19 protein-coding genes and 1 pseudogene are annotated in these 26,555 nt (G+C 71.9%); 4 read left to right on the top strand and 16 right to left on the bottom strand.

The genetic code is table 11. The features are described from left to right. Positions 1-2,259, bottom strand: a 2,259-nt coding sequence (locus tag H1A17_RS26240; protein WP_309236873.1) for a Tex family protein, incomplete at its 3' end; no start/stop codon positions are given. A 165-nt stretch (positions 2,260-2,424) separates the two neighbouring features. On the opposite strand from H1A17_RS26240, the gene H1A17_RS26235 reads away from it, so the two are divergent. Beyond that, complete coding sequence (locus H1A17_RS26235) at positions 2,425-3,936, top strand: deoxyguanosinetriphosphate triphosphohydrolase family protein (protein ID WP_194823134.1); 1,512 nt, start codon at positions 2,425-2,427, stop codon at positions 3,934-3,936. A 15-nt stretch (positions 3,937-3,951) separates the two neighbouring features. Here H1A17_RS26235 and H1A17_RS26230 read toward each other — a convergent pair whose 3' ends face one another. The 7 genes and pseudogenes from H1A17_RS26230 to H1A17_RS26200 all read right to left on the bottom strand — a co-directional run bounded on the left by H1A17_RS26230 (position 3,952) and on the right by H1A17_RS26200 (position 10,705). Then, on the bottom strand, positions 3,952-5,097 hold the full coding sequence (locus tag H1A17_RS26230) for an MBL fold metallo-hydrolase (RefSeq protein ID WP_145918777.1): 1,146 nt from the start codon (positions 5,095-5,097) through the stop codon (positions 3,952-3,954). 177 nt (positions 5,098-5,274) lie between these two features. Continuing rightward, positions 5,275-5,799 (bottom strand): serine hydrolase, encoded by a 525-nt coding sequence (locus H1A17_RS26225; RefSeq protein ID WP_194823133.1) that lies wholly within the window; start codon positions 5,797-5,799, stop codon positions 5,275-5,277. A gap of 47 nt (positions 5,800-5,846) precedes the next feature. After that, a pseudogene (locus H1A17_RS35665) lies at positions 5,847-5,918 on the bottom strand (hypothetical protein); the annotation flags it as partial. An 11-nt stretch (positions 5,919-5,929) separates the two neighbouring features. Beyond that, positions 5,930-7,114 carry a zinc-dependent alcohol dehydrogenase gene (locus H1A17_RS26215; protein WP_194823132.1) on the bottom strand — a complete coding sequence of 395 codons (1,185 nt, stop codon included), beginning with the start codon at positions 7,112-7,114 and terminating at the stop codon, positions 5,930-5,932. A gap of 162 nt (positions 7,115-7,276) precedes the next feature. Next, on the bottom strand, positions 7,277-8,038 hold the full coding sequence (locus H1A17_RS26210; RefSeq protein ID WP_145918780.1) for a succinate dehydrogenase/fumarate reductase iron-sulfur subunit: 762 nt from the start codon (positions 8,036-8,038) through the stop codon (positions 7,277-7,279). Then, complete coding sequence (locus H1A17_RS26205; RefSeq protein WP_194823131.1) at positions 8,035-9,972, bottom strand: fumarate reductase/succinate dehydrogenase flavoprotein subunit; 1,938 nt, start codon at positions 9,970-9,972, stop codon at positions 8,035-8,037. Before H1A17_RS26205 ends, H1A17_RS26210 begins: the two co-directional genes overlap by 4 nt. A 1-nt stretch (position 9,973) precedes the next feature. Next, complete coding sequence (locus H1A17_RS26200; RefSeq protein WP_088646261.1) at positions 9,974-10,705, bottom strand: succinate dehydrogenase cytochrome b subunit; 732 nt, start codon at positions 10,703-10,705, stop codon at positions 9,974-9,976. Positions 10,706-10,734: 29 nt separating this feature from the next. Here H1A17_RS26200 and H1A17_RS26195 point away from each other — a divergent pair, with 29 nt between their 5' ends. Beyond that, on the top strand, positions 10,735-11,673 hold the full coding sequence (locus H1A17_RS26195; protein ID WP_194823130.1) for a LysR family transcriptional regulator: 939 nt from the start codon (positions 10,735-10,737) through the stop codon (positions 11,671-11,673). Here the strand turns inward: H1A17_RS26195 and hrpA are convergent, their stop codons facing one another. Continuing rightward, positions 11,674-15,729, bottom strand: a complete 4,056-nt coding sequence (gene hrpA, locus H1A17_RS26190) for an ATP-dependent RNA helicase HrpA (RefSeq protein ID WP_145918782.1) — start codon at positions 15,727-15,729, stop codon at positions 11,674-11,676. A 268-nt stretch (positions 15,730-15,997) separates the two neighbouring features. Between hrpA and H1A17_RS26185 the strand changes: the two genes are divergently transcribed. Continuing rightward, entirely contained in the window at positions 15,998-16,477 is a 480-nt protein-coding gene (locus tag H1A17_RS26185; RefSeq protein WP_145918783.1) for a cytidine deaminase, read from the top strand. A 28-nt stretch (positions 16,478-16,505) separates the two neighbouring features. Here the strand turns inward: H1A17_RS26185 and H1A17_RS35660 are convergent, their stop codons facing one another. The 5 genes from H1A17_RS35660 to H1A17_RS26160 form a co-directional block, all read right to left on the bottom strand. Continuing rightward, positions 16,506-17,966, bottom strand: coding sequence for a peptide ligase PGM1-related protein (locus H1A17_RS35660; protein WP_194823129.1), 1,461 nt, complete (start codon positions 17,964-17,966; stop codon positions 16,506-16,508). Positions 17,967-18,147: 181 nt separating this feature from the next. Then, complete coding sequence (locus H1A17_RS26175) at positions 18,148-18,882, bottom strand: iron-containing redox enzyme family protein (protein ID WP_145918785.1); 735 nt, start codon at positions 18,880-18,882, stop codon at positions 18,148-18,150. Beyond that, positions 18,879-19,850, bottom strand: a complete 972-nt coding sequence (locus H1A17_RS26170) for a U32 family peptidase (protein ID WP_205789411.1) — start codon at positions 19,848-19,850, stop codon at positions 18,879-18,881. Before H1A17_RS26170 ends, H1A17_RS26175 begins: the two co-directional genes overlap by 4 nt. After that, positions 19,847-20,590: a hypothetical protein gene (locus H1A17_RS26165; protein ID WP_194823128.1), complete on the bottom strand. Its 744-nt coding sequence runs from the start codon at positions 20,588-20,590 to the stop codon at positions 19,847-19,849. The genes H1A17_RS26170 and H1A17_RS26165 overlap by 4 nt, the downstream gene beginning before the upstream one ends. A gap of 226 nt (positions 20,591-20,816) precedes the next feature. Beyond that, positions 20,817-21,461 (bottom strand): hypothetical protein, encoded by a 645-nt coding sequence (locus H1A17_RS26160; RefSeq protein ID WP_145918787.1) that lies wholly within the window; start codon positions 21,459-21,461, stop codon positions 20,817-20,819. 604 nt (positions 21,462-22,065) lie between these two features. On the opposite strand from H1A17_RS26160, the gene H1A17_RS26155 reads away from it, so the two are divergent. Further along, positions 22,066-22,791: a nucleotidyltransferase domain-containing protein gene (locus H1A17_RS26155; protein WP_194823135.1), complete on the top strand. Its 726-nt coding sequence runs from the start codon at positions 22,066-22,068 to the stop codon at positions 22,789-22,791. A 180-nt stretch (positions 22,792-22,971) separates the two neighbouring features. Here the strand turns inward: H1A17_RS26155 and H1A17_RS26150 are convergent, their stop codons facing one another. Both H1A17_RS26150 and trmB read right to left on the bottom strand, forming a co-directional pair. Further along, positions 22,972-25,485 carry an RNA helicase gene (locus H1A17_RS26150; protein ID WP_194823127.1) on the bottom strand — a complete coding sequence of 838 codons (2,514 nt, stop codon included), beginning with the start codon at positions 25,483-25,485 and terminating at the stop codon, positions 22,972-22,974. A gap of 146 nt (positions 25,486-25,631) precedes the next feature. After that, the gene (trmB, locus tag H1A17_RS26145; RefSeq protein ID WP_228544255.1) at positions 25,632-26,258 is read right to left on the bottom strand and encodes a tRNA (guanosine(46)-N7)-methyltransferase TrmB; all 627 of its coding nucleotides are present in this window, start codon (positions 26,256-26,258) and stop codon (positions 25,632-25,634) included. Positions 26,259-26,555 lie beyond the last annotated feature (297 nt).

Genomic DNA, 26,555 nt, shown 5'->3' with positions numbered 1-26,555 from the left:
GCCGCGCCCGCCCTGGGGGGTGCCGCGGTCGCGCCGCTGCCCGTCGGCGGCCGGCCGGCCACCGCCCGCCGGCACCTCGTCGTCCAGCCGCAGGGTCAACGAGATCCGCTTGCGCGGCACGTCGACGTCGAGCACCTTGACCCGGACCACGTCACCGGACTTCACCACGTCGCGCGGGTCCTTGACGAAGGTGTGCGACATCGCCGAGACGTGCACCAGGCCGTCCTGGTGCACGCCCACGTCGACGAACGCGCCGAACGCCGCGACGTTGGTGACCACGCCCTCCAGCAGCATCCCGGGGGTCAGGTCGCCGATCTTCTCCACCCCCTCGACGAAGGTGGCGGTGCGGAACTCCGGTCGCGGGTCCCGGCCGGGCTTCTCCAGCTCGGCGAGGATGTCGGTGACGGTGGGCAGGCCGAAGGTGTCGTCGACGAAGTCGGTGGCCCGCAGCCCGCGCAGGATGGCCGACCTCCCGATCAGCGAGCGCAGGTCCTGCCCGGTGCTGGCCAGGATGCGGCGCACCACCGGGTACGCCTCCGGGTGCACGCTGGACGAGTCGAGCGGGTCGTCGCCGCCGGGGATGCGCAGGAAGCCGGCGCACTGCTCGAACGCCTTCGGGCCGAGCCGGGCCACCTTCTTCAGCTCGGCGCGGGTGCGGAACGGGCCGTTGGCGTCCCGGTGCAGCACGATGTTCTCGGCCAACCCCGCGCCGATGCCGGAGACCCGGGTCAGCAGGGGAGCGGAGGCGGTGTTGACGTCCACCCCGACCCCGTTGACGCAGTCCTCCACCACCGCGTCCAGCGAGCGGGACAGCTTCACCTCGGACAGGTCGTGCTGGTACTGGCCGACCCCGATCGAGCGCGGGTCGATCTTGACCAGCTCGGCCAGCGGGTCCTGGAGCCGGCGGGCGATGGAGACCGCCCCGCGCAGCGACACGTCCAACGTGGGCAGTTCCTGCGAGGCGTACGCGGAGGCGGAGTAGACCGACGCGCCCGCCTCGGAGACCATCACCTTGGTCAGGCCGAGCTGCGGATACCGCTTGATCAGGTCGGCGGCGAGCTTGTCGGTCTCCCGGCTGGCGGTGCCGTTGCCGATCGCGACCAGCTCCACCCGGTGCGCCCCGGCCAGCCGGGCCAGCGTCTCGATCGAGGCGTCCCACTGCCGGCGCGGCTCGTGCGGATAGATCGTGTCGGTGGCGACCACCTTGCCGGTGGCGTCGACCACCGCCACCTTCACCCCGGTCCGCAGGCCCGGGTCGAGACCCATCGTGGCGCGGCTGCCGGCCGGCGCGGCGAGCAGCAGGTCACGCAGGTTGGTGGCGAAGACCCGGACCGCCTCCTCCTCGGCCGCCTGCCACAACCGCATCCGCAGGTCGGCCCCGAGGTGGATCAGGATCCGGGTACGCCACGCCCAGCGCACGGTGTCGGCCAGCCACCGGTCGGCGGGCCGGCCCGCGTCGCTGACGCCGAACCGGCCGGCGATGGCCGCCTCGTAGCGGGTCGGGCCGGTCGGCGGGGCGTCCGGGTCCTCCTCGACGTCGGGGGCCATGGTGAGGTCGAGCACGCCCTCCTTCTCGCCCCGGAACATCGCCAGGATGCGGTGCGAGGGCAGCTTCGGGTACGGCTCGGCGAAGTCGAAGTAGTCGGCGAACTTCGCGCCGGTGTCCTGCTGGCCGTCGCGTACCCGGGCGACCAGCCGGCCCCGCGACCACATCTGCTCACGCAGCGCGCCGATCAGGTCGGCGTCCTCGGCGAACCGCTCGATGAGGATGGCCCGCGCGCCCTCCAGCGCGGCGGCGGCGTCGGCCACCCCACGCCCGGCGTCGACGAACCCGGCGGCCGTCTCCCTCGGGTCCCGGGTCGGGTCGCCGAGCAGCGTCTCGGCCAACGGCTCCAGCCCGGCCTCCCGGGCGATCTGCGCCCGGGTCCGCCGCTTGGGCTTGTACGGCAGGTAGATGTCCTCCAGGCGGGACTTCGAGTCGGCCGCCATGATCTGCGCTTCCAGCGCCTCGTCCAGCTTGCCCTGGCTGCGGATCGACTCCAGCACCGCGGCCCGCCGCTCGTCCAGCTCCCGCAGGTAGCGCAGCCGCTCCTCCAGGGTGCGCAGCTGGGCGTCGTCGAGCAGGCCGGTGGCCTCCTTGCGGTAGCGGGCGATGAACGGCACGGTCGCACCGCCGTCGAGCAGCTCCACGGCCGCCCGCACCTGGCGCTCGGCGACGCCGAGCTCGTCGGCGATCCGCTGATGGACTGACTGGGTCACGATGTTGATCCGCCTTCGTTTCGGGTTCCCTGCTGCATTCTGCCGCCCACCCCCGACGCCCCGCGCCACCCCCGCCGTCCCAACCGGGGCGCGCCACCCCCGCACCGGCCGCCGGCCCGGCCGAGCCGGCGCGACCGGCCGGCCCGCTGCGCTAGCGTGGCGATCATGGAGCAACCTGCGGACCCGCGTGCCCGTCGCCTCTTCGGCGGCAGCGCCCGAGCCCTCGGCGACCTGGCCGCGAGCCCGTTCCGGGCCGACCGGGACCGGATCGTCGCCTCACCGTTCTTCGCCCGGCTCGGCGGGGTGACCCAGGTGATCAGCCCGGTCGGCTCCGGGCTGCTGGTGCACAACCGGCTCACCCACAGCCTCAAGGTCGCCCAGGTGGCCCGCGCGATCGCCGAGCGGCTGACCGCCGACCCGGCCCAGCGGGACCTGGTCGACAAGCTGGGCGGCTGCGACCCGGACGTGGTGGAGGCCGCCGCCCTCGCCCACGACCTCGGCCACCCGCCGTTCGGGCACCTGGGGGAGCGGGTGCTGGACCGGTTGGCCCGGCAGCGGCTCGGGCTGGCCGACGGCTTCGAGGGCAACGCCCAGTCGTACCGGATCGTCACCAGCACCGAGATCCGGGGGGCCGCCACCACCGGCCTCGACCTGACCGCCGCCGTGCGGGCGGCGATGCTGAAGTACCCGTGGACCCGGCTGGACCACCCCGACCCGCACCCCCGGCACCTGCGTCCCGCCCCCCGGGGCGCCGCCGCCCCGCCGGACGACCCGGACAGCGGCTCGGTGAAGTTCGGCGCGTACGGCACCGAGCTGGCCGACCTGCGGCAGGCCCGCGCGCCGTTCGCCGGGCGGATCGCGCAGTGGCAGCAGACCGTCGAGGCGTCGGTGATGGACACCGCCGACGACATCGCGTACGCCATCCACGACGTGGAGGACTTCTACCGGGTGGGGGTGCTCCAGCAGGGCACCGTCGCGTCCGAGCTGATGGCCTGGCAGCGCGAGGGCGGGCACCTGCGGGCGGTCACCGACGCCGCGCTGGCCGGCGCCGCCCGCCGGCCCGGCTCGGCGATCGAGGCGCTGCGCCGGCAGCTGCACCGCAAGGACGCCTGGATCGCCGACGACGACGCGTTCGCCGCCGCCGTCGAGCACGTCCGCGAGGAACTGGTGGACGGGCTGCTGGCGCTGCCCTTCGACGGCTCGATCGAGGCGGAGCAGTACGTGGCCCGGTTCTCCGCCCGGTGGACCACCCGGCTGGTCGACGCGATCACGGTGACCGCCGCCCCGGACGTGCGCTCCGGCCACGTGCTGCTGGCCCGCGCCCAGTGGCACGAGGTGCAGGTGCTCAAGTTCGTCCACCACCGCTTCGTGCTGGCCCGCCCCGACCTGGCCCTGCACCAGCGGGGCCAGGCCCGGCTGCTGGGCACCCTGGTGGAGTCGCTGTGGGAGTGGCTGCTCGACCCCGAGGAGGAGTCCCGGCTGCCCCGCCGCCTGCCCGACCTGGTGGAACTGGCCGAGGCGGAGCTGCACCCGCGTACCCCGGACCGGATCTCCCGGGCCCGGGGCCGGGCCATCGTCGACTTCGTCGCCCAGCTCACCGACGGGCAGGCGGCGGCGATGCTGGACGTGCTGTCCGGCCGCTCCGGCGCGCTGTGGACCGACGCCTTCGTGCTCTGAGCGGCGGGCCTGCGGTCAGGCGATCGTCTGCCACCAGCCGTCGACCGGCGACGGGTCGTCGGCCACCACCCGCTCGCCGGGGCGGGGCACCGCCAGCCGTACGCCCCGCGCCTTGGCCTCGGCCCAGAGCCGGTCGACCGGCTCGGACCAGTCGTGCAGGGCCAGGTTGAAGGTGGCCCAGTGCACCGGGACGAGCAGGTCACCGCGCAGGTCGAGGTGGGCGGCGACGGCCTCCTCGGGGAACATGTGGATGCCCGGCCAGGCCCGGTCGTACGCGCCGATCTGCATCAGCGTCACGTCGAACGGCCCGTGCTCCGCGCCGATCTCGGCGTACCCGTCGAAGTAGCCGGAGTCGCCGGTGTAGAAGACCTTCCGGTGCGCCCCGGCGACCACCCAGGAACTCCACAGCGTGCCGTCGCGGCGCAGCCCCCGGCCGGAGAAGTGCTGGGCGGCGGTCGCGGTGATCTCCAGGCCGCCGACCCGGTGCCCCTGCGACCAGTCCAGCTCGACGATCCGGTCGTCGGGCACCCCCCACCGGTCGAGGTGCGCGCCGACGCCCAGCGGCACCAGGAACGGCGCCGACTGCCGGCGGACCAGCTCCCGGACGGTGGCCATGTCGAGGTGGTCGTAGTGGTCGTGGGAGATGAGGATCGCGTCGACGGCGGGCAGCTCGTCGAGGCGCACCGGGGGCTCGTGCAGCCGCTTCGGCCCCACCGCGGCCGACGGCGAGCACCTGTCGCTCCACACCGGGTCGACCAGCACCCGCCGCCCCTCGATCTCGATCAGCGTCGAGGCGTGGCCGTACCAGACGACGTTCAGCTCCCGCGCGACGTCGGTCGTCGGGGCGGGAGCCGGCCGCAGCAGCGGGACCGGGACGGTCGGGCGGCGGCGCTGCGGGCCGAAGAGCAGCTCCCGCAGCAGGTTGCGATCCGGGTCGCCGCCGGGCATGGTGCGGGTGGGCACCCGGTTGTGGAAGGTGCCGTCGCGGAACTGCGGTGACCGGGCGGCCCGCTGCGCCCGTGCGCCGGTCAGCCGGCCGCCCAGCGCCGCCGGCACGTCCCGGGCCGTCCACGCCAGGCCGGCGATCGCCGCCAACCCCGCCACCTGCCACAGCCGCCCGCCGAGCCGCCGCCCGACCGCGCGTTCCGCTGGTTGCCCCATGTGTCGTCCCCCTCGCCGGTGTCCCGCAGTACACGGTAGTCACCGCCGGCCGCTCCCGCCCACGCCGAGCCACGGTCCGCCCCGCTTCGGGGGCCGGTCGGCGGGAGACCGGGCCGTGGAGCGGCCCGGACGCCGGGCGGTGGGAGGTCCGGGTGGCGGGGCGGACGGCAGGGCCGGTCAGCCGCCGTTGCTGGGTCGTTGCCGGGCCACCCGGTGCCGGGGCGCGTCGGCGGTGCCCCTGAGCTGCGCGGTGGCGTCCAGGAAGAACCGGCCGAGCCGGGCCCGGGCCTGCACCACCGGGTGGGTGGCACCGAAGTTGTCCCGGTCGGCCTGGCCGTCGGCGAAGAGCACGTAGGTCAGCACGGCCGCCCCGGTGGTGTCGAAGACCACACCGGCCTCGTGCCGGGCGTCGACGAACCAGCCCGCCTTGGTGGCCACCCGGGCCCGCTCCGCCGAGGACATGGTGCGCCGGATGCCGTCGGTGAAGGCGACCGGGGAGCGCAGCAGCTTGAGCACGAGGGCGGTCGACGACGGCGACAGCAACGTGCCGGCGACCAGGGCGCGCAGCAGCGCGTGCGTCTCCCGGGCGGTGCTGGTGCCGAGATAGAACCGGTGAGGGTCGGACAGTGGCTGCACCTGGGTGTTGGGGAAGCCCTTGGCGGCCAGGGTGCGGTTGATCTCGGCGGCCGGGCGTCGTGGCACTCCCGGCGTACCTCGGCCAGGCTGGTGGGGGAGCGGGCGGCGAGGACCAGCCGGTCCCCGCGCCCGGCGAACTCCCGGGCCGCCGCGCGGCCGATGCCGCTGGTGGCCCCGGTGACCACCACCACCCGGCTCACGGTGCCAGCACGACCTTGACGCAGCCGTCCTCCTTCTTCTGGAACATCTCGTACGCCTTCGGCGCGTCGACCAGCGGCAGCCGGTGGGTCCGCAGGTCCTCCACGCCCAGCGGGTCGTCGTCGCCGGACAGCAGCGGCAGGATCTCGTCGGTCCACCGGCGCACGTGGCACTGGCCCATCCGCAGCTGGATGCCCCGGTCGAACATCTCCATCAGCGGCATCGGGTCCACCTCGCCGCCGTACACCCCGGAGATCGAGACGGTGCCGCCGCGCCGGACGGCCCTGAGGGCGGCCTTGAGCACGGTCAACCGGTCCACGGCGACCTTGTCGATCATCGTCCGGGCGAGCTTGTCCGGCAGCAGCCCGGCGGCGCTCTGGGCCAGCTTGCCGCTGGTCGAGCCGTGCGCCTCCATGCCGACCGCGTCGATCACCGCGTCCGGGCCGCGCCCGTCGACCAGGTCGATCAGCGCGCCGGGCACGTCGTCGAGCTGGCTGACGTCGAGCGTCTCGATGCCGTGCCGGCGGGCCATCTCCAGCCGCTCCGGCACCAGGTCCAGCCCGATCAACCGGCCCGCGCCGAGGTGCCGGCCGATCCGGGCGCAGAACTGCCCGACCGGGCCGAGCCCGAACACGGCCAGGGTGCCGCCCGGCGGGGTGTCGGCGTACCTCACCGCTTGCCAGGCGGTGGGCAGGATGTCGCTGAGGTACAGGTAGCGCTCGTCGGCCCCGGTCTGCGGGATGGTGATCGGGCCGAACTGGGCCTGCGGGACCCGCAGGTACTCGGCCTGCCCGCCGGGGACCGAGCCGTAGAGGGAGGTGTAGCCGAACAGCGACGCGCCCTTGCCCTCGGCGGTCACCTGGGTCGTCTCGCACTGGGCGTAGAGCTGCCGCTCGCACATCCAGCAGTGCCCGCAGGAGATGTTGAACGGGACGACCACCCGGTCGCCGGGCCTGAGCCGGGTCACCCCGGAGCCGACCTCCTCGACGATGCCCATCGGCTCGTGCCCGAGGATGTCACCGGGCTTCAGGTACGGCCCGAGCACCTCGTACAGGTGCAGGTCGGAGCCGCAGATCGCGGTCGAGGTGATCCGGACGACCGCGTCGGTCGGTTCCTCGATCCGGGGGTCCGGTACGGCGTCCACCCGGACGTCGTGCCGGCCGTGCCAGGTCAGCGCCTTCATGCCTGAAATCCCCTCTCGGTGCCGTCGACGGGACTGCTACCCCGAGGGAGGCGCTTGAACCGGCGACCCCGGTCCCACCTGCCCCGGGGCGACCACGGCCCGGGAACGGCGCGACCGCCGCATCCCGGGCGGGGTGCGGCGGTCGCGGTGGGGCTCAGGTGCTCAGGAACCGGGGGTGTCGCCGCGCTTGGCGGTCGCGGTGAGGTAGTCCCGGTTGAGCCGGCCGATGGTGTTCAGCGGGATGCCCTTGGGGCAGACCGCGGTGCACTCTCCGGCGTTGGTGCAGCCGCCGAAGCCGGCCTCGTCGTGCGCGTCGACCATGCCGATCACCCGGGTGTAGCGCTCCGGCTGGCCCTGCGGCAGCAGCGAGAGCTGGGTGACCTTGGCGGCGGTGAAGAGCATTCCGGAGCCGTTCGGGCAGGCCGCCACGCAGGCGCCGCAGCCGATGCAGGCGGCCGACTCGAAGGCGGCGTCGGCGTTGGCCTTGGCCACCGGGGCGGCGTGCGCCTCCGGGGCGCTGCCGGTCGGCGCGGTGATGTAGCCGCCGGCCGCGATGATCTTGTCGAAGGCGCTCCGGTTGACCACCAGGTCCTTGATCACCGGGAAGGCGCGGGCCCGCCACGGCTCGATGTCGATCGTCTCGCCGTCGGAGAACTGCCGCATGTGCAGCTGGCAGGCGGTGGTGCCGCGCTGCGGCCCGTGCGCGTCCCCGTTGATCATGAGGCCGCACATGCCGCAGATGCCCTCGCGGCAGTCGTGGTCGAAGGCGACCGGCTCCTCCCCGGCGAGGATCAGCCGCTCGTTGAGCACGTCGAGCATCTCCAGGAACGACATGTCGGGGGAGACGTCGTCGACCGGGTAGGTGACCATCCGCCCCTTGTCCTGGGGGCCGGACTGACGCCAGATGCGCAGGGTCAGGTTCACTTGTAGCTCCGCTGCGTGGGGTGGACGTACTCGAACTTCAGGTCTTCCTTGTGCAGCACGGCCGGCCCACCGGTGGCGGTGAACTCCCAGGCCGCCACGTAGGCGAACCGGTCGTCGTCGCGCTGCGCCTCACCGTCGGGGGTCTGGTGCTCGGCCCGGAAGTGGCCGCCGCAGGACTCCTCGCGGTGCAGGGCGTCGATGCACATCAGCTCGGCCAGCTCGAAGAAGTCGGCCACCCGGCCGGCCTTCTCCAGCGACTGGTTGAGCCCCTCGCCGTCGCCCGGCACCCGGACCCGCTGCCAGAACTGCTCCCGCAGCGCCCGGATCTCGTCGATCGCCTTGCGCAGCCCGGCCTCGGAGCGCTCCATGCCGCAGTGCTCCCACATGATCTGGCCCAGCTCCCGGTGGAACGAGTCCACCGTCCGGTCGCCGTTCACGGCCAGCAGCCGGGCGATCCGGTCCTCGACGTCGCGCCGGGCCTGCACCGCCGCCGGGTGGCTGGCGTCGACCTTCTCCAGCGGCCCGGACGCCAGGTAGTTGGCGATCGTGGTGGGCAGCACGAAGTACCCGTCGGCCAGGCCCTGCATCAGCGCCGACGCGCCGAGCCGGTTCGCGCCGTGGTCGGAGAAGTTCGCCTCACCGATGACGAACAGGCCCGGGATGGTCGACTGGAGGTCGTAGTCGACCCAGAGCCCGCCCATCGTGTAGTGCACGGCCGGGTAGATCCGCATCGGCACCTGGTACGGGTCCTCGCCGGTGATCCGCTCGTACATCTCGAACAGGTTGCCGTACTTGGCCTCGATGGCCTTGCGGCCGAGCCGGTCGATGGCGTCGGCGAAGTCGAGGTAGACCCCGAGCTTCGTCGGGCCGACACCCCGGCCCTCGTCGCAGACGTTCTTGGCGGCCCGGGAGGCGATGTCCCGGGGGACCAGGTTGCCGAACGAGGGGTAGATCCGTTCCAGGTAGTAGTCCCGCTCGTCCTCCGGGATGTCCCGGGGGGCGCGGTCGTCGCCCTTGGCCTTCGGCACCCAGACCCGGCCGTCGTTGCGCAACGACTCGCTCATCAGGGTCAGCTTCGACTGGTGGTCGCCGGAGACCGGGATGCAGGTCGGGTGGATCTGGGTGTAGCAGGGGTTGGCGAAGTACGCGCCCTTGCGGTGCGCCCGCCAGCTGGCGGTGACGTTGCAGCCCTTGGCGTTGGTGGAGAGGTAGAAGACGTTGCCGTAGCCGCCGGAGGCGAGCACCACCGCGTCGGCCATCTCGGTGCTGATCTCACCGGTGACCATGTCCCGCACCACGATGCCCCGGGCGTGGCCGTCCACCACGACCAGTTCCAGCATCTCGTGGCGGGTGTGCATCTCCACGTTGCCCAGGCCGATCTGCCGCTCCAGGGCCTGGTACGCGCCGAGCAGCAGCTGCTGGCCGGTCTGGCCCCGGGCGTAGAAGGTGCGCTGCACCTGCGCGCCGCCGAAGGAGCGGGTGTCCAGCAGGCCGCCGTACTCGCGGGCGAACGGGACGCCCTGGGCGACGCACTGGTCGATGATGTTGACCGACACCTCGGCGAGCCGGTGCACGTTCGACTCGCGGGAGCGGAAGTCGCCGCCCTTGACCGTGTCGTAGAAGAGCCGGTGCACCGAGTCGCCGTCGTTGCGGTAGTTCTTGGCGGCGTTGATGCCGCCCTGCGCGGCGATCGAGTGCGCCCGGCGTGGGCTGTCCTGGTAGCAGTAGCTGCGCACCCGGTAGCCCTGCTCGGCGAGGGTGGCGGCGGCGGAGCCACCGGCCAGGCCGGTGCCCACCACGATCACCGTCAGCTTGCGTCGGTTCGCCGGGTTGACCAGCTTGGCCTCGAAGCGGCGGGTCTCCCAGCGCTTCTCGACCGGGCCGTCGGGAGCCTTCGTGTCGGCGATCGGCTCGCCCTCGGTGAAGAGTTCCATGTCAGGACACCAATCCGGTGAGTACGGCGAACGGGACCACCAGGTAGCCGGCGCAGAGCACGACGGCGAAGACCAGCGCGGCGGTGCGGGCCCGCCGCTCGCCCCGGGGAGTCTGCTGGCCGAGGCTGCGCAACGCGGAGAACAGCCCGTGCCGCAGGTGGAAGCCGACGGTGACGATCGCCAGCGTGTAGAACAGCGTCACGTACCAGCGGTCCGGGGCGAAGTCGGCGACCACGTTGCCGTACGGGTTGCTGGCGTCGCCGACCGGGTTCAGGGTGCCGGTGGTCAGGTCCAGGATGTGGTAGATCACGAAGAGCAGGATGATCACGCCGCCCCAGCGCATGGTGCGCGCGGCGTAGCTGCCCTGGACCTTCTTGCGGTGGGCGTAGCGCACCGGGCGGGCGGCGCGGGCCCGTACGGCCAGCACGGTCGCCGCCCAGATGTGCCCGATCACCGCCACCACCAGCGCGGTGCGCAGGATCCACAGGAACCACACCCCGGGCAGCAGCGGCTTGCCGATGTCGCGCAGCCAGTGGGCGTAGTGGTCGAACGAGGTCTCGCCGGTGAACACCTTGAGGTTGCCGAGCATGTGGGCGACGAGGAACAGCACGAGCATGATGCCCGTCACCGCCATGACGGCCTTGAGGCCGACGTTGGAGCGGATGGGCGACCGAGTTTTCGTGATTACCACCTGACCGACGCTAGGAGCCCTGCAATCAGTCGTCCAATGCATCGACCTCGCAGTCTCGATAGCCATAAGCTATGAAGATGCAGCTCCATCAGCTGAGGTACTTCGTCGCGGTGGCTGAAGTACGACATTTCACCCAAGCCGCCGACATCGTCGGCATAACCCAGCCGTCGTTGAGTAAGCAAGTTCACGCTCTGGAGACCACCCTCGGCACCCCCCTGTTCGAGCGGGTACGCGGCAACATCGCCCTCACCGCCGCCGGTGAGGTGCTGCTGCCGCTGGCCAAACGCATCCTCGCCGACGTCGACACCGCCACCCGGGAGGTGCAGGAACTGGTCGGCCTGCGCCGGGGCCGGGTCCGGCTCGGGGCCACCCCCAGCCTGGCCACCTCGCTCGCCCCGCCGGTGCTGCGCCGGTTCCGCGACGCCCACCCCGCCGTCGACCTGCGGGTCGAGGAGGGCGGCTCGCAGGACCTCGTCCGCGACCTGCTGCGCGGTGACCTCGACCTGGCCCTGATCATCATGCCCGCCCAGGGGGCCGACCCCGGGCTGCGGGTCGACCCGATCCTGCGGGAGAGCCTGGTGATCGCCTCGGTCGAGCCGCTGCCCGCCGCGCTGGTCAGCGGCGAGTTGAGGATCACCGACCTGCGCGACCAACCGCTGGTGATGTTCCGCGAGGGCTACGACCTGCGCGACGCCACCATCCAGGCGTGCCGGGAGGCCGGCTTCGAGCCCACCTTCTCGGTCGACGGCGGCGAGATGGACGCCGTGCTCAGCTTCGTCGAGGCCGGACTGGGCATCGCCCTGGTGCCGGGCATCGTGGTCAGCCGCCGCCCCGGCATCCGGGTCACCCGGCTCGCCCCGCCCGGGGTACGCCGGACCATCGCGGTGGCCCGCCGCCGCGACGTCGTGCCCACCCACGCCGGGCGGGAACTGCGCCGTATCCTCCTCGACTACGTGCACGCGGCCACCAGCACCAGCGACCTGCCGCCGGGGGTGGAACCGCTGCCCTGATCAGCGCCCCTCGGCGTCATCCATCGCGCGGTAGATGCGCTGCTCGGAGACCGGATAGGGGGTGCCGAGGGCCTGCGCGAAGACGTTCACCCGCAGCTCCTCGATCATCCAGCGGATCTGCCGCACCGGGGCCGAGGCGCGGCGGGCCGGGGGCAGCGCGGCCACCATGTCCCGGTACTCCTGCTGCACCGTGGCGATCCGGTCCTGCTGCTGTTTGTCCCGCTGCGGGTTGGCGGTCAGCCGGTCCAGCCGGCGTTCCATCGCGGTGAGGTAGCGCAGCAGGTCGGGCAGCCGGGCGTACCCGGCCTCGGTGACGAAACCGTCGTGCACCAGGCCGGTGAGCTGCTGACGCAGGTCGGCCAGGGCGGCCACCACGGCCAGGTTGCGGGTCGCGCCGAGCCGCTGCTCCACCGCGTACGCGGCGGCGAGCACCTGGCGGACCCGGCCCATCACCTCGACCACCGTGTCGACCAGGTCGGCGCGGACCCGGTCGCGCAGGGCGGCGAAGCCGTCGGCGTCCCAGGCCGGGCCGCCCGCGTCGGCGATCAACTTGTCGATGGCGGCCCCGGCGGCGTCGGCGATGAGCTGCTGCACCCCGCCGTGCGGGTTGCGGCTCAACGCCAACTTCGCCTCGTTGCTCAACCGCCCCTGGAGGAACTGCGCCGGGGACGGCACGGTCAACCGCAGCAACCGCCGGGTGCCCGCCCAGTGCGCGGCGGCCTGCTCGGCCTCGGAGTCGAAGACCTTCACCCCGACCGTCGTGCCCTCGTCGACCAGCGCCGGGTAGGCGGTCACCGCGTAGCCGGCCCGCACCTGCTCGATGGTGCGCGGCAGGGTGCCGATGGTCCACCCGGTCAGCCCGGTCCGGGTCACCTCCGGCGCGGCGGCGGCCACCACCTGCCGTACCTCCTGGCGGAGCTGGCGTTGCAGGGCCGGCAGGTCCTTGCCCTCGGCGACCGGCTTGTCCGCGTCACCGATCACCCGGAACGTCACCCGCAGGTGCGGCGGCAGCTTCGCCGGCTCCCACGCCTCCCGGGGCACGGTCACCCCGGTCATCCGGCGCAGTTGCCGGGTCAACGCGTCCAGCAGCGGCTCCTCGCCGGGGGTGATCGCGGCGAGCGCCGCGCGGGCGTGGTCGGGCACCGGGACGAAGTTGCGCCGCACCGCCTTGGGCAGCGTCCGGATCAGCGCGATCACCAGTTCCTCGCGCAGCCCCGGCACCTGCCAGTCGAAGCTCTCCGCCGGCACCTGGTTGAGCAGCGGCAGCGGGATGTCCACGGTGACGCCGTCGGTGGGCGCGGTCGGGTCGAAGGTGTACGTCAGCGGCAGGGTCACCCCGTCGGCCCGCCACTCGTCCGGGAAGTCGGCCTCGTCGACCCCGCCGCGTCCGGCGTTGACCAGCAGTTCCCGGGTGAAGGTGAGCAGGTCGGGCTGCTGTCGGCGGGCCACCTTCCACCAGGCGTCGAAGTGCCGGCCGGAGACCACGTCGGCGGGGACGCGCTGGTCGTAGAAGGCGAAGATGCTCTCGTCGTCGACCAGGATGTCCCGGCGGCGGGCCCGGTTCTCCAACTCCTCGACCTCGGTGCGGAGCTTCTCGTTGTCCCGCCAGAACTGGTGGTGGGTCTGCCAGTCGCCCTCCACCAGGGCGTGCCGGATGAACAGTTCCCGGCTCAGCGCCGGATCGATCCGACCGAAGTTGACCTTGCGGGAGCTGACCAGCGGGACGCCGTACAGGGTGACCTTCTCGTAGGCCATGACGGCGGCCTGCTTCTTCTCCCAGTGCGGCTCGCTGTAGCTGCGTTTGACCAGGTGCTGGGCCAGCGGCTCCACCCACTCCGGCTCGACCCGCCCGGCGACCCGGCCCCACAGCCGGGAGGTCTCCACCAGCTCGGCGGCCATCACCCAGCGCGGCGGCTTCTTGAACAGCGCCGACCCCGGGAAGACCGCGAACTTCGCCCCCCGCGCGCCCAGGTACTCGTGCTTCTGGGCGTCCTTGAGCCCGATGTGCGACAGCAGGCCGGGCAGCAGCGACTGGTGCACCTTCGGGGTGTCGATCTCCTCCGGCAGGTCGGCGGCGACCCCGCGCCGGCCCCCGTCGGCCGGGGGCTGCGCCGCGCCCCGCCGGCCCCGCCGCCCGTCGCCCTGCTCCGGGGTACGCAGCACCTGACGCAACTGGGCGACGATGTCCTGCCACTCGCGCACCCGCAGGTAGTTGAGGTACTCCGCCCGGCACATCCGGCGGAACGCGCTGGAGGACAGCTCCCGCTGCTGCTCACGCAGGTACCGCCACAGGTTGAGCAGCGACACGAAGTCGGACTCCCGGTCGGTGAACCGGGCGTGCGCCTGGTCGGCCTGGGCCTGCTTCTCCGCCGGCCGTTCCCGGGGGTCCTGGATCGACAGGGCGGCGGCGATCACCAGCACCTCGGTGGCGCAGCCGTTGCGTTCCCCCTCGATGACCATCCGGGCCAGCCGGGGGTCGACCGGGAGCTGGGCCAGCCGCCGGCCCAGCGGGGTGAGCCGCTTGGCCGGGTCGGTCTCGGTCGGGTCCAGCGCGCCCAGCTCGTGCAGCAGGTTGACCCCGTCGGTGATGTTGCGCCGGTCCGGCGGGTCGATGAACGGGAACGCGGCGAGATCACCGAGACCGATCGCGGTCATCTGGAGGATGACCGAGGCGAGGTTGGTGCGCAGGATCTCCGGGTCGGTGAACTCCGGCCGGGAGGCGAAGTCCTGCTCGTCGTAGAGCCGGATGCAGATGCCGTCCGAGGTCCGGCCGCAGCGGCCCTTGCGCTGGTTGGCCGACGCCTGGGAGACCGGCTCGATGGGTAGCCGCTGCACCTTGAGCCGGCTGGAGTAGCGGGAGATCCGGGCCGAACCCGGGTCCACCACGTACTTGATGCCGGGGACGGTCAGCGAGGTCTCCGCGACGTTCGTGGCGAGCACCACCCGGCGTCCGGGGTGCGGGGCGAAGACCCGGTGCTGTTCGGCGGCCGACAGCCGGGCGTACAGCGGCAGGATCTCGGTGCCGAGCAGCGCGCGTTTCGACTGGGTCAGCTTGCCCAGCGCCTCGGCGGTGTCCCGGATCTCCCGTTCGCCGCTGAGGAAGACCAGGATGTCGCCGGGACCCTCGGCGGCCAGCTCCTGCACCGCGTCGCCGATCGCCTGGATCTGGTCGCGGACGTTCTCCTCGTCGTCGGCCCCGTCGTCGTCGCCCTCGGTGACCTCCACCAGCGGCCGGTACCGCACCTCCACCGGGTACGTCCGCCCGGAGACCTCGACCACCGGTGCGGGCCGCCCGTCGGCGTCGGCGAAGTGCTGGGCGAACCGGTCGGTCTCGATGGTCGCCGAGGTGATGACCACCTTGAGGTCGGGACGCCGGGGGAGCAGTTGCCGCAGGTAGCCGAGGATGAAGTCGATGTTGAGGCTGCGCTCGTGCGCCTCGTCGATGATCAACGTGTCGTACTGGCGCAGCATCCGGTCGGTCTGCAACTCGGCCAGCAGGATGCCGTCGGTCATCAGCTTGACCAGGCTACGGTCGCTCACCTGGTCGGTGAAGCGCACCTTGTAGCCGACCACGTCGCCCAGCTCGGTGCCGAGCTCCTCGGCGATCCGGTCGGCGACCGTCCGCGCGGCCAGCCGGCGGGGCTGGGTGTGCCCGATCAGGCCGGTGATCCCGCGCCCCAGCTCCAGGCAGATCTTGGGTAGCTGGGTGGTCTTGCCGGAGCCGGTCTCGCCGGCCACGATCACCACCTGGTGGTCGCGGATCGCGGCGGCGATGTCGTCGCGGCGCTCGCTGACCGGCAACTGCGCGGGGTACGTGATCGTCGGCACGGCGGCCCGCCGGGTGGCCAGCCGGCCCTCCGCCCGGGACACCTCACCGGCGATCTCGGCCAGCGCCTCGTCGCGCCGCTGCGGGTCGCGCAGCTTGCGCACCCCGTCCAGCCGCCGCTGGAGGCGACGCTGGTCGCGGAACATCAACGGGGTGAGCCGGCGGTGCAGCTCACGGGCGGTCGGGGCGTCGGCGGGCGCGGCGGGACCGGAGGCGGCTGGATTCTGCATGTCGACGCCAAGGATAGGCAGCCCACCGCCGGACCGCCCCCGGGTTACGCCCCCGGGCTCCCCGCCACCCCCACGGCGGCCGTCCGGTGGCAGGTCCGGTGGGGTCCCGGTGCAGGTCGTGGCGGGTCGGGGCGGCCGGTGCGCGGCTGGCGGGCGGCACCCGGTCCGGCCGCTGCGGGCCGGCCGCGTCCCCCGGTGCGCTGCCCGGGAGAACGGCTGCCGCCGGGCTACGCTGAGCGTCGACGACGTGACCACGGGGGGCTGCCGGATGACGACGACGATGCTGGACACCGACCGCGCGCTGGTCCAGGCCGCCACGGCGGTCGCCAAGCTGCGCTGCCGCAGCGAGAACCACACCGTCGCGGCGGCGGCCCGGACCACCGACGGCCGGGTCTTCACCGGGGTGAACCTCTTCCACTTCACCGGTGGCCCCTGCGCGGAGCTGGTGGCCATCGGTGCCGCCGCCACCCAGGGCGTGGGCGAGTTGGAGACCATCGTCGCGGTGGGCGACCGGGGGCGCGGGGTGATCCCGCCGTGCGGGCGGTGCCGGCAGGTGCTGCTCGACTACCACCCGGGCATCCGGGTCATCGTCGGACCGTTGGACGCGCTGCGCAAGGTGCCGGTGGCCGATCTGCTGCCGGAGACGTACATCTGGGCCGAGCAGCGGCTCGACGCCTCCGCCATCGTCCGGACGGGGCAGTGGCCGATGCCGACGGTCCCGGCGAGCCGTCCCGCCTCGGAGGACTGAGCCGTCGTCGTGGCGGGGCGCGGCGGGCTCAGGTGCTGCGGGCCGCCACGTCCAGGGCGAGGGCGCGGGTGCGGCCCATCAACCCGGCCGCCTCGGCCGCGTTCCGGCCGATGCAGACCGCGCCGAACTTGCCGTAGGCGGGCAGCGCGCTGAGCATGTGCAGCACCGTGCCGGTGCGCCGGGTGTGGTCGTAGCGCAGCGGTGACCGCTCGACGGCGTCGATCAGCCGGGCCGGGGCCAGCCCCACCAACGACAGGTCGGTGATCGAGTCGGACGCCTGGTAGACCCGCTCCGCGCGGCCGTCGGGGGTGTCGGTGAACAGCCGGCCGTCGGCGTCCGGCACGGTGTCGAGCAGCTGGCTGGCCATCACGAAACCGTGCTTGGTCCCCGTCGCGCGGAGGTTCAGCTCGCAGCCGAGCACCCGGAACGTGTCACCCCGGCGGGCGGCGATGAAGTCGACGCCGTAGTCGCCGGTGGTGACGCCCCGCGCCACGAGATACCGGCCGACCCGCAGGCCGTACTCCACCACCGTGGCGCGGTAGCCGGCGTCGGCCGGGAACGAACTGCCGACGTAGGTGAGCCCCATCCCGCCGAGCACCTGGTCGTGGGTGGAGACGCACTCGACGGCACCGGCGGGGGTCACCCGGCCCTGGAAGCTGGGGCTGCGCAGCTCGTCGGCCTCGACGAACTCCTCGGCGACGATGCCGGCGCGGGGGATCAGGCCGGTGAACTCCGCCCAGCCCAGCCTGCCGTCGACGAGTCGGCTGCCGGGCAGCCGCTTGGCCACCTCGGCGACGACCTCGGCGCGGTCGGTGCCGGTGACGTCGGTCAGGTCGAGGGTGGCGTTGCCCATCCCCGCGCCGTACGCGGTGCTGCTCAGCTTCAGCACCAGCCGGCGTCGCCCGGCCAGCACGAGGTCGGCGACCGCCTCGGCGAGCGTGTCGACGTCGTGGCACTCGGGGGTGCCCGCCGGCACCTCGATGCCGAGTGCCCGGAACATGTCCCGGCCGGCGCTCTTGGTGCCGAGCGGGATGTACCCGGCGTCGGCCTGGTCCCCGGGGACGCCGAGGGCGGCGGCGTAGTCCTGGAGGTTGCGGGACGGTTCGAAGGAGCTCAGCGCGATCTCGTCGCCCGCCCGCCGGGCGGCGGCGACGAAGTCGGCCACGCGCCCGCGCAGCCGCGCGGCCTCCGGGTTCGTCGGGTCGAGCAGCTTGTCGCTCAGCCAGCGGGACGAGGAATCGTCGAGGCTGCCGACGACCACCCGTTCCCGGCGGGGGTCCCGCCCGTCGACCGGTTCCTGCGGCAGCAGCCCGAGGAAGTAGTCCACCTGGCGGTCGGCGTCGATCATCCGGGGCGCGGTGACGTAGAGCAGCGAACCGCCACCTCGGCAGACCACCGCGACGATCGCCGCCCCGACCGGCCGTTCGGGAAACAACGTCGATCCGCTCAACCGTTCCAACAGTTCGGGGCTGCATTCCCGGCTTTGCACGGAAACGACGGCACGACGGTTGCCGGTGACGGCCATCGCGATCATTCTCCTCGGCGACGGAGGTCGACGGGCGGTCACGCCACCGGTGGTGACGTGACCGCCGTCCGACGGAAGGTGGGCCCGACACTAACACCGCGACCGGCGCCCCGAGGTGACCCGCATCCGCCCGCGATTCGCCCCGTCAGGGGTGGGTCAGCGCTTTCACCACCGCGAATGCGCCGTCCTGTTTGAGCACGGTGCGGTGGTACAGCTCGGTGTAGAAGGCGCAGAACAGCCGGTACACGTTGGTGATGTGTTCCACCACCCGTCGCCGGTCGTCGTCGGTGTGGACGAACGTCATGAGCACGTCCCACACGAAATCGGTGTGGTCGTCCTCCAGGTCGTGGTTGACGTGCGCCTGCTGCCCCTTGGCCATGCCCGCGCCGAGCACCTGCTCGACGTTCTCGATCCAGTCCGGTTGGGTCATCAGCGAGACGTTCTCGATGAAGTACGAGCTGGACAGCGAGGCGAGCGGCCGGCCCTCGTGTTCGAGGCCGTAGTAGAAGTAGCCCTGGAGCAGTTTGGTGGAGAACATCGGCTCGGTCGAGTAGATCTCCTCCCGGCTCACCCCGACCCGTTCCAGGTCCTTGGCGAACATCGAGTCGTGCAGCATCTCGTCCTCGGTGTAGGCACACCACTTCTTGGCCAGCACCGGGTTGTGCTTGGTGAAGTAGTGAATCGTCAGCGCGTCGATCCACCGCTTCATCCGCAGCCGGAGAATGATCTCGATGACGTGCCGCTGGTAGTAGGCCATGTTGATGTCCCTGGCCCGGAAGAGGTGGTCCGCGCCCTCGACCTCGCGGTAGAACTGCTGCACCATCTGCCGCAGCAGTTCGTCGACCTCCTGCTTGAATGCGGCGTGCTCGTTCTTGGTCATACGCTTGCCGGCCCCTGTCGTCGGTCGGACGCCGCGGCCGGAATCGCGTACTGCCGGCTGCGGCGGGAGATGGCGGTCTTGTCGGGAAGGTGGCGGTCCAGCATTTCCAGGCCGCGGGCGACGCGCCGGACCCGTTCGACGGTCCGTGCCTCACTCGGCGGGTCGTACGGGTGCTCCTGCACGCTCGCGCCCATCTTGAGCATCACCGGCGCGGCGATCTGGACGATCTCGGCCAGCTCGTAGAACCGGATGAAGCCGCCCTTGGTGCGGTAGACGTCGGTGGGCACGTCCATCGGCAGTTCGGGGTTGAGCCGCCGGATCTCCTGGATCATCGGCAGGCCCAGGTCGTGCGCCAGGGTGATGCTGTCGGCGCCGTTCTCGGCGAAGATCCGCGCCAGGAACGGGTTCGTCGGCATGCAGTGGCTGGAGGTCTTGAAGACCAGGTCGGCCGGGAGCAGCCCGTCGGACCGCAGTTCCGCGAGCACCCGCAGCACGCCGATGTCGTAGACGGTGATGCCCCGGCAGCCGAGCGCCGCGAGCCGCAGCGCCTCGGCCACGCAGGCGCGGATGCCGTCGCTGTTGTTGATCTGCCGGCCCATCTCCAGGCCGAAGCCGGTGCGGTAGAAGGCGCTCTTCGTGTCGTACTCGGGGCGGGGGCCGAGGCTGACCACGATGCCGTGGTCGTTCTCCCGGCACAGCGCGAACATGTCGGTCAGTTCGGCGTCGGAGAGCAGGAAGGACCCGAGCGTCTCGTTGAACCGGGTGACCCGGACCCCGTGCTCGTTGAGCAGTTTGACCATGATTTCGAGGTCGCGCATCGAGTTCACCGCCGGGATCTCGACGCCGAACTGGCCGCCCCCGTCGAACTCGCCGGCCGAGCGGCGGAATTCGACGTTGTCGGTGAACGGGTAGCCCTTCCCGGCCAGCCAGTCCCGTGCCGCACCGCCGGACATGGTTACGTCGTTCACGCGATCTCCTGTCGGGGTGCCGGATTCGGGGTGATGCGCAGCGCTGCGGCCAGTGCCGCGCGGGCGGCCGGTGTCGGGGCGTGCACCAGGCACAGCACCCGGTCGAACTCGCCGACCTCGGCGGCGAAGAACGTGTCGACGCGCCGGTTCCCGGAGCGTGGCCGGTACCGCCAGAAGTCACTGCCGACCGTGCCGCCGCCGTGCACGACCACCCCGGTACGGGGATCGAACCGGCACTCCGGTGACAGTCGGGCGGCCAGTCGGGCGGCCAGCCGGCGCACCTCGTCGGGGTCGGAGCCGTCGAGGGACGGATAGCAGCGGATGTCGTCGTGGACGGTGAACCGGCGCATCACCGTGTACGCCTTCGGCGTGTAGGTCTTCATGGCCACCAGTTCCGGAAAGTCGCCGAGTCGGTGGGTGATTTCGCGGAACAGTCGGGAGACCAGACCGAAGGCGACGGTTCCCCCGTGGTGTTCCTCGGCGACCAGCAGGGTTTCGACGTAGGTGAAGGGCCGGTCGTCGGGGTCGCGTTCGGTGGCGGCGATGAGCCCGACGCACCCGTGGGCCGTCTCGGCCGCGACGAGGTGGTGGCTCTCCCGCAGGATGTGCTGTTTGGTGGTCAGGTAGTCGGCCACCTGGTGGCGGGGCATCGACCGGGCCAGGTCGGTGCGTATTCGGTGGACGAATTCAGCGGGGATCGATTCGGCTCCGGCGAAGTAGCGGAAACGGACGTGACTCATCGGGAATTCCACCTCCGATCGACTGGTGCTTCCCTGCGCCATTACACATCGAGGTAGAGGGACCTGATTTCCGCAACACTCTACGGACGGGGCCGGCCCGGGCGGTGATCGGAACGGTCTTTGGGAAAGTCTGCAACGACCGACAGATCGGACGGCGACACTGCCGTCCGATCTGTCTTAAACAATTATGCAGGTCAATGCATAAGTGGATGTGCCGGGAGTGCGCTCAGGCGGCGGTGGACCAGATGGCGCGGAAGGCGGCCGCCTCGCCGGCCAGCCACTGCTCGACCTGTGCCGGCTTGACGTGCTCGGGCGTCCGGTGTGCCACCCCCCGCCGCACGTCGACCAGGACCGGCTCGGCGTGCGGCAGCACCGCGTCCATGTGCCGGGCCATCAGGTGCAGGGTGGCCAGGGCCGCCTCCTCGCTCGGCGGGGTCTCGTCGAAGTGCAGCCGCACCGCCTCGGCGTGGCCGTCGGCGTACCGGACGCCGAAGTGGGGGTTGATCTTGACGGGTAGGTCGCCGAGCATCGCGAGGGCGTCGCGGGTCTGCGCCAGGTCGACGCCGGCCGGCTCGCCGAGCGACGCCAGCCATGCCGTCGCGCCGGGCGTCAGTGCCTGGTAGAGCGGACGCCAGCGCGGCTTGACCAGATCGGCCACCCCGGCCAGGTGGGTGCCGCCGGTGTGGAAGGCGATGTCGGCCTTGAGCGCCTTGACGAACTGGCCGTGCGGGTTGAAGCCGTGCCGGCTGGCCCGCTGCTTGCGCAGCCCGCCGACGAAGCTTGCCTTGGTGGGACCGGTGCGGTCGACGTACCGGGTGAAACCGAGGAGGGTGGCGTACGGCGTGAGGGGGGCGTTGATGGGCGCGGTCACGAGCGTCCTCCCAGGTCAGGAACTCGATTAGTACATACATTCTAATCGACGGGGGTGACATCGCCCAGGGGTGGAGGCCGCCGATCCTGGTCCAGTCCGGCTGAAGTTGGCCAGTCCGCCGGAACATGGCCAACAGCGTGGTCTCGCCCGCCCGAAGACGGCCAGCCCGTCCCTGAGGTTCTCCCGCGGCTCCCTCCGACTGCCCCTCCGGACACTGGTCGCGCGACGAACGACGCAGAACGCGAGTTCGGGATGTACCCAACCAACTGCCCAGAAAGGGCCGGTATGGACGCACGGACCTGAACGCGACTCCCAGACCGCGACCCTGCCCGAACGCGACGGCGACCTCGTCCGCGACCCCCTGGTCGCCGAGAAGGCGCGGAGGGTCGTGGAGATCGGGCTCGCGTACGGGACCGCCCTCGCCATCGGAGAGGCCCTGCTGGCCGTCGACGCACCGAACCCCCGCCACATTGTGATCGATCCATTCCAGCAATAGGCGTACAGCGACGTCGGGTCGGACCGGACTGCGGGACAACAGTTGAGCGAGACCATCGAGCAGCGAAATTCATGTCGGCTGCTGCAGGCGTTTCCTACACTCGCCACCATGGCGACATCACCTGCTGCCGTTCGAGACCTTGGCTACGAACTGAAGGAACTCGGTTGGGTCAGCGATCTCCTGGTGGCAGGGTCGTTGGCCACCGGTGACTACGTCCCACGTATCAGCGATCTTGACCTGGTTGCGCTTGTTGACGGCCCTGTTGACACCGGTCGGCAGGCGGCACTTTCAGTGATCCACCGTCGACTCGACAGCGGGAGCGGCGCGGGCTTCAGCCTGGGCTGCGTATATGTCGACACCGCGACCATCCCCGCTATCGAGGAGCAGCATCCGACCTGGACTCACGGCCAACTCGTTCACCGCATTCTTTCCCGGGTCACAAGAGCAGAACTGGCGAGACACGGATACGAGGTCTTCGGACGCTCGCCGCGCGAGGTCTTCCCCGCAGTCTCAGCCGAGGACATACGAGCGGCGGCCCGCGCCGAGCTCACCGGCTACTGGGCCTGGGCCGCTCGACGTCCGTGGATATGGGTGGACCCCACCATCGCTGAACTCGGCCTCACCTCCATGGCCAGGGGTCGCCACGCACTCGACAAGGGCGAACTCCTCACCAAGACGCAGGCCATCAAACAGGCGCACGCCCCAACCTGGCTGATCGACCAACTCAGCGCGAGACGGCGAGGCGAAGCCGTCTCCTCGCCTCGGATACGGACAGCCGTAGTCGCCTGGCTCGACGCCCGTCGGACAGTCGCTCGCGCGAAGCGCGCTCGGTGAACTCCCGACTCCCGCCTCGCCGTAACGCCCCAGGCGGCCAAGAATTGGCCAACTGATTCCGGACGAGATCACGGCGGATCGTCCGCAGGAAGCTGTCCCGCTGGTGGCCATCCACGCGACCGGCGGCCACCATTGCCCGGACCGGACACGGACGCACCGGACGGCCCCTGCGAAGAAAACTCAGAGCTGCCCGACCTCCGTCACCCGGACCACGGCGGCCCCCACCTCGTCCGAGGCGGCCAGGTCGACCTCGGCGCTGATCCCCCAGTCGTGGTCGCCCTCCGGGTCGTCCAGGATCTGCCGGACGGTCCACTTCTCCCGCCCCTGCTCGATCATGAGCAGCGCCGGCCCCCGCGCGTCCGGCCCCACCCCGATCGAGTCGTACGCCGCGAAGTACGGCTCCAGCGCCTCCGCCCAGGCGTCGGCGTCCCAGCCGGACGCCCCGTCCAGCTCGCCCAGGTCCCACCAGCGGCGCAGGGCGGCCAGCTCGACCCGGCGGAACAGCGCGTTGCGGACCAGCACCCGGAAGGCGCGGGCGTTACGGGTGACCGCGGGCACCCGCTCCTCCAGCGACGCGTGGGCCAGGGCGGCGTCGGCGACGTCGGACGGGTTGCGCAGCCGCTCCCACTCGTCGATCAGGCTGGAGTCGACCTGGCGGACCAGCTCGCCCAGCCACTCGATAAGGTCGACCAGCTCCTCGGTCTTGGCGTCCTCGGGCACGGTCTGCCGCAGCGTCTTGTACGCGTCGGCCAGGTAACGCAGCACCAGCCCCTCGGACCGGGTCAGCCCGTAGAACTGCACGTACTCGCCGAAGGTCATCGCGCGTTCGTACATGTCCCGCACGACGGACTTGGGGGAGAGCTGGTGGTCGGCGACCCAGGGGTGCCCCTGCCGGTACATCTCGTACGCGGCGTGCAGCAGCTCCGCCAGCGGCTTGGGCCAGGTCACCTCGTCGAGCAGCTCGATACGGGCCTCGTACTCGATGCCCTCGGCCTTCATCGCGGCCACCGCCTCGCCGCGCGCCTTGAACTGCTGCGCGGAGAGCACCTGGCGCGGGTCGTCGAGGATCGACTCGATCACGCTCAACACGTCCAGCGCGTACGACGGGGACTCGACGTCGAGCAGTTCGATGGCGGCCAGCGCCAGCGGCGACAGCGGCTGGTTGAGCGCGAAGTCGAGCTGGAGGTCGACGGTGAGCCGGACCCGTCGCCCCGTCTCGTCGGGCTCGTCGAGCTGCTCGACCACCCCGCCGGCCCGCAGCGCCCGGTAGATGGCGATCGCCCGGCGGATGTGCCGGCGCTGGGCGGCGGCGTCCTCGTGGTTGTCGGTGAGCAGGTGCCGCATCGAGGCGAACGCGTCACCCGGCCGGCCGATCACGTTGAGCAGCATCGAGTGGCTGACCTGGAAGCTGGAGGTGAGCGGCTCCGGCTCGGCCTCGACCAGGCGCTGGAACGTCGGCTCGCCCCAGCCGACCGAGCCCTCCGGCGGCTTCTTCTTCACCACCTTGCGCCGCTTCTTCGGGTCGTCACCGGCCTTGGCCAGGGCCTTCTCGTTGTCGATCACGTGCTCGGGGGCCTGCACCACCACCCGGCCCAGGGTGTCGAAGCCGGCCCGCCCGGCCCGGCCGGCGATCTGGTGGAACTCGCGGGCCTTGAGCAGCCGGGTCCGCACCCCGTCGTACTTGCTCAGGCCGGTGAACAGCACCGTGCGGATCGGCACGTTGATGCCCACGCCCAACGTGTCGGTGCCGCAGATGACCTTCAGCAGCCCGGCCTGGGCCAGCGTCTCGACGAGCCGGCGGTACTTGGGCAGCATGCCGGCGTGGTGTACGCCGATGCCGTGCCGCACCAGCCGCGACAGCGTCTTGCCGAAGCCGGAGGTGAACCGGAAGTTGCCGATCGCGGCGGCGATCATGTCCTTCTCGGCCCGGGTGCAGACGTTCACGCTCATCAGCGCCTGGGCGCGTTCCAACGCGGAGGCCTGGGTGAAGTGCACCACGTACACCGGGGCCTGCTTGGTCTCCAGCAGTTCCTCCAGCGTCTCGTGCAGCGGCGTCATCGCGTACGAGAAGATCAGCGGCACCGGCCGCTCGGCCGACCGGACCACGGCGGTCGACCGGCCGGTACGCCGGGTCAGGTCGTCGACGAACCGGGTGGTGTCCCCCAGGGTGGCCGACATCAGCACGAACTGCGCCTGCGGCAGCTCGATGATCGGCACCTGCCAGGCCCAGCCCCGGTCCGGCTCGGCATAGAAGTGGAACTCGTCCATCACCACCTGGCCGACGTCGGCTCGCGCACCCTCGCGCAGCGCCAGGTTGGCCAGGATCTCGGCCGTGCAGCAGATGATCGGGGCGTCGGCGTTGACGCTGGCGTCGCCGGTCAGCATCCCGACGTTCTCCGCGCCGAACACCTCGCAGAGCGCGAAGAACTTCTCCGACACCAGGGCCTTGATCGGCGCGGTGTAGAAGCTCGTCCGGTCGTCGGCCAGGGCGGTGAAGTGCGCCGCGATCGCGACCAGGCTCTTGCCCGAACCGGTCGGCGTATTCATGATCACGTTCGCGCCGGAGACGATCTCGATGATCGCCTCCTCCTGGTGCGGGTAGAGGTCCAGCCCACGCTCGGACGCCCAGCCGGCGAACGCGTCGAAGAGGGTGTCGGGGTCGGCGCTTCGAGGCAGCGCGGCAGTCAGCGTCATAGCGCCCCCATCGTGCCCGCACCACCACCCCGTACGCCAACCGGGCCGTCCGCCCCGTCCCGATCACCCGTGCGCGGAACCGCCTGTGGGCCGAGGTAGCGGTATCGCCAGCGGTCGGATACCGCCGGACGGGCGACACAGCGGGCTCAGCCGCGGCGGTGCACCAGGTCGAAGACGGCCCGGCCGGCGGTCAGGGCCCGGCGCTCGAACTTGGTCACCGGGCGGTGGGCGGGCCGGGGCGCGTACCCGCCGTGGACGTCGACCAGCTCCGGGTCGGCGGTCAGCGTCGACCGCATCGACCCGGCGTACTCGGCCCAGTCGGTGGCGCAGTGCAGCGTCCCGCCGCCGACCAGCCGGGACCGCAGCAACGCCACGTGCTCCGGCTGGATGATCCGCCGCTTGTGGTGCCGCGACTTGGGCCACGGGTCGGGGAAGAACACGTGCACCGCGTCCAGGCAGCCCTCCGGCATGGCCCGGACCAGGTCCAGCGCGTCACCCTGGGCGACCCGGACGTTGCCCAGGCCGTGCCGCTGCACCAGGTCGAGCAGGTTGGCGATGCCCGGGGTGTGCACCTCGACCGCCAGGTAGTCCCGGTCCGGGTCGGCGGCGGCCATCGCCGCGGTGGCGTCACCCATCCCGGAGCCGATCTCCAGCACCACGGGCGCGCCCCGACCGAAGAACCCGGCCGGATCGACCGGCCCGTCGAGGTCGGCGATCTCGATCCCGTACGTCGGCCGCAGCCGGGCCAGCGCGTCGGTCTGCCGGCTGGTCATCCGGCCCCGTCGGGGGTGGAAGGTGCGGATCGTCCCGGTGCCCGGCCGGGCCACCGGGACGGCGGGGTTCTGGTCGATGGAGGTCACAGCGACCCGAGCGTACGCGACGGTTCCGCCGTATCGGATGTGCCGTCGGTCGGAGGGTGAGACGATTCATCCCGTACGGCAGGTCGGCGTCCGGGTCGGTCCGGCGCTGCCCCGGGGCGCCGGAAGGGGGAGACGTGTCGATTCCGCTGCACCGCGCCGCGCTGGCGGTCGCCGCCGGTGCCCTCAGATCGGACGAGCGTCGCGCAGGGA

This window comes from Micromonospora sp. S-DT3-3-22 (assembly GCF_015354745.1).
Classification (GTDB): Bacteria; Actinomycetota; Actinomycetes; order Mycobacteriales; family Micromonosporaceae; genus Micromonospora; species Micromonospora wenchangensis.
This window is presented reverse-complemented; position numbering and strand designations above follow the sequence as displayed.

What these genes read in the sequence shown, in the direction of transcription:
- H1A17_RS26195 (WP_194823130.1), top strand. Translation starts at nt 10,735, where the DNA reads ATGAAGATGCAGCTCCATCAGCTGAGGTACTTCGTCGCGGTGGCTGAA.
- H1A17_RS26215 (WP_194823132.1), bottom strand. Translation starts at nt 7,114, where the DNA reads ATGAAGGCGCTGACCTGGCACGGCCGGCACGACGTCCGGGTGGACGCC.
- H1A17_RS26185 (WP_145918783.1), top strand. Translation starts at nt 15,998, where the DNA reads ATGACGACGACGATGCTGGACACCGACCGCGCGCTGGTCCAGGCCGCC.
- hrpA (WP_145918782.1), bottom strand. Translation starts at nt 15,729, where the DNA reads ATGCAGAATCCAGCCGCCTCCGGTCCCGCCGCGCCCGCCGACGCCCCG.
- H1A17_RS26235 (WP_194823134.1), top strand. Translation starts at nt 2,425, where the DNA reads ATGGAGCAACCTGCGGACCCGCGTGCCCGTCGCCTCTTCGGCGGCAGC.
- H1A17_RS26175 (WP_145918785.1), bottom strand. Translation starts at nt 18,882, where the DNA reads ATGACCAAGAACGAGCACGCCGCATTCAAGCAGGAGGTCGACGAACTG.
- trmB (WP_228544255.1), bottom strand. Translation starts at nt 26,258, where the DNA reads ATGACCAGCCGGCAGACCGACGCGCTGGCCCGGCTGCGGCCGACGTAC.
- H1A17_RS26150 (WP_194823127.1), bottom strand. Translation starts at nt 25,485, where the DNA reads ATGACGCTGACTGCCGCGCTGCCTCGAAGCGCCGACCCCGACACCCTC.
- H1A17_RS26200 (WP_088646261.1), bottom strand. Translation starts at nt 10,705, where the DNA reads ATGCATTGGACGACTGATTGCAGGGCTCCTAGCGTCGGTCAGGTGGTA.
- H1A17_RS26205 (WP_194823131.1), bottom strand. Translation starts at nt 9,972, where the DNA reads ATGGAACTCTTCACCGAGGGCGAGCCGATCGCCGACACGAAGGCTCCC.
- H1A17_RS26155 (WP_194823135.1), top strand. Translation starts at nt 22,066, where the DNA reads ATGGCGACATCACCTGCTGCCGTTCGAGACCTTGGCTACGAACTGAAG.
- H1A17_RS26165 (WP_194823128.1), bottom strand. Translation starts at nt 20,590, where the DNA reads ATGAGTCACGTCCGTTTCCGCTACTTCGCCGGAGCCGAATCGATCCCC.
- H1A17_RS26230 (WP_145918777.1), bottom strand. Translation starts at nt 5,097, where the DNA reads ATGGGGCAACCAGCGGAACGCGCGGTCGGGCGGCGGCTCGGCGGGCGG.